Below are 2,035 nucleotides of genomic sequence, written 5' to 3' on the forward strand. Positions count from 1 at the left end.
GCTCGATGTCCAAGCCGTTAAGGGCTATGTGGCCACGGCTCACGAGCAGTCCGTGACCAGCTTCCTGATGAACATCATCCCGTCAACGATTGCCAGTGCCTTCGCGGAAGGCGACATCCTGCAAGTCCTGTTCTTCTCGGTCCTGTTCGGCATTGCTTTGGCGATGACCGGAGAGACGAGCAGGCCGGTCGTTACCTTTCTCCAGGCGCTTACCGCCCCCATTTTTAAGCTCGTCGGCATTCTGATGAAGGCTGCACCCATCGGCGCCTTCGGCGCAATGGCCTTTACGATCGGCAAATACGGAATCGGTTCGGTGGCCAACCTCGCGATACTGGTCGCGACGTTCTATCTTACCGCCTTCCTCTTCGTGTTCGGGGTTCTCGGCGCGGTCTGCCGCTACAACGGCTTCTCGATCTTTTCTCTCGTCCGCTACATCAAGGACGAGCTGCTGCTTGTCCTGGCAACGTCCTCCTCGGAGGCCGCGCTGCCCTCGCTAATGGAGAAGATGGAGAAGGCCGGCGCCGCCCGTTCGGTCGTAAGTCTCGTCATCCCTACTGGATACTCATTCAATCTGGACGGTACCAATATCTACATGACGATCGCCGCCCTCTTCATCGCCCAGGCGACGAACACAGATTTGTCAATTGCCGATCAGATCCTCCTGCTGCTAATTGCGATGCTTTCCTCGAAGGGTGCGGCAGGCGTCACCGGCGCCGGCTTCATCACATTGGCCGCTACTCTCTCTGTCGTGCCGAGTGTTCCCGTTGCCGGAATGGCTCTAATTCTTGGCGTGGACCGCTTCATGTCGGAATGCCGCGCGCTGACGAATTTAGTCGGTAATGCGGTGGCATCGCTCGTTGTCGCTCGCTGGGAAGGCGAATTGGACCAGTCACGGATGGAAACCGCTTTCCGCGGTTAGGGTTACATCAAACTGGCTCCCCGCAAGCAAGATCGCAACAGCGCGACGTGTAAGTAGCGGCCTTGACACAACAGTCGAATTGCCAGCCTCCAAAGAGCGCTGGAAATAGAGTACTAACGCAGTGAGTAATACAACACCATGAAGCCCCTAAGCAAACGAACGGTTCACGGAGACTCATCTGGGTGCGCATGGAGCGCTGTTCGTCGAATGCGCTATCCGCGGGGTGGGGGAACTATTTCAGCTTGCCGCCCCAAGCCGTCGCGGGAGCGCACCGGATGATGGAGGACCGGCCGATCAGAATCGCTAGGGGAAAGCGCGTCACAATAGCCGATCTCGCCCGCGAAGCCGGAGTCAGCGTAGCAACAGTCGATCGGGTTCTGAACGTCCGCCTTCCGGTGCGAGAGGAGACCGCCCAGCGGGTCCATGCGGCCGCGCACGCGATCGGCTATCATGCTGCCGGTCTCATCAAACAGCGCTTGCAGCAGCACCTGCCGCACTACAAGCTGGGCTTCATCTTGAGAAAACCTACCCACGATTTCTACCAAGATTTCGCTCGCAAGATCGAAGAGTCGGTCAGTATGGCTAAATCCTTCCACGGCCTTCCGATCATCGAGTTCGCGCAGTCACATTTGCCGCGTGACCTGCTCCCGCTTCTTAAGGACCTTGGGAGCCGCTGCCAGGCGATCGCCATGGTGGCGGCCGATCACCCGAAAATCACAGCATCAGTCGAGGAGCTCAAGGCGAAAGGTATCCCGGTATTTTCGCTGCTATCCGACTTCGCCGATGGCGTGCGCGAGGGCTACATCGGCCTCAACAACAGCAAGGTCGGACGGACTGCCGCTTGGGTGTTTTCCAAGGCCGCAAAACGGCCCGGCAAGGTGGCGGTGTTTGTCGGAAGCCATCGCTTCCAGGCGCATGCGACGCGGGAAACGGCCTTTCGTGCGTATTTTCGTGAGAACGCGCCAAAATTCGAGGTGCTTGATGCGCTCGTGAACCTTGATGAACGGCAGCTCACTTACGAAAAATTGCTGGATCTTATGCAGCGGGAACCAGAGCTCGTCGGCTTCTATATGGCCGGCGGGGGGATAGAGGGGGCAATTTCCGCGCTCCGAGAAG

General features: G+C 58.4%; 2 protein-coding genes. Both read left to right on the plus strand.

The annotated features are described in order from the left end of the window. Window positions 1-919: cation:dicarboxylase symporter family transporter (locus tag EN969_RS28445; RefSeq protein WP_127375301.1), on the plus strand; the 919-nt coding region annotated here is incomplete at its 5' end. A gap of 275 nt (window positions 920-1,194) precedes the next feature. After that, window positions 1,195-2,035 (plus strand): LacI family DNA-binding transcriptional regulator (locus tag EN969_RS28450; protein ID WP_127419598.1); only part of this gene is annotated, 841 nt, incomplete at its 3' end.

The organism is Mesorhizobium sp. M7A.F.Ca.CA.003.01.2.1, from assembly GCF_003998945.1.
GTDB classification, from domain to species: Bacteria; Pseudomonadota; Alphaproteobacteria; order Rhizobiales; family Rhizobiaceae; genus Mesorhizobium; species Mesorhizobium ciceri.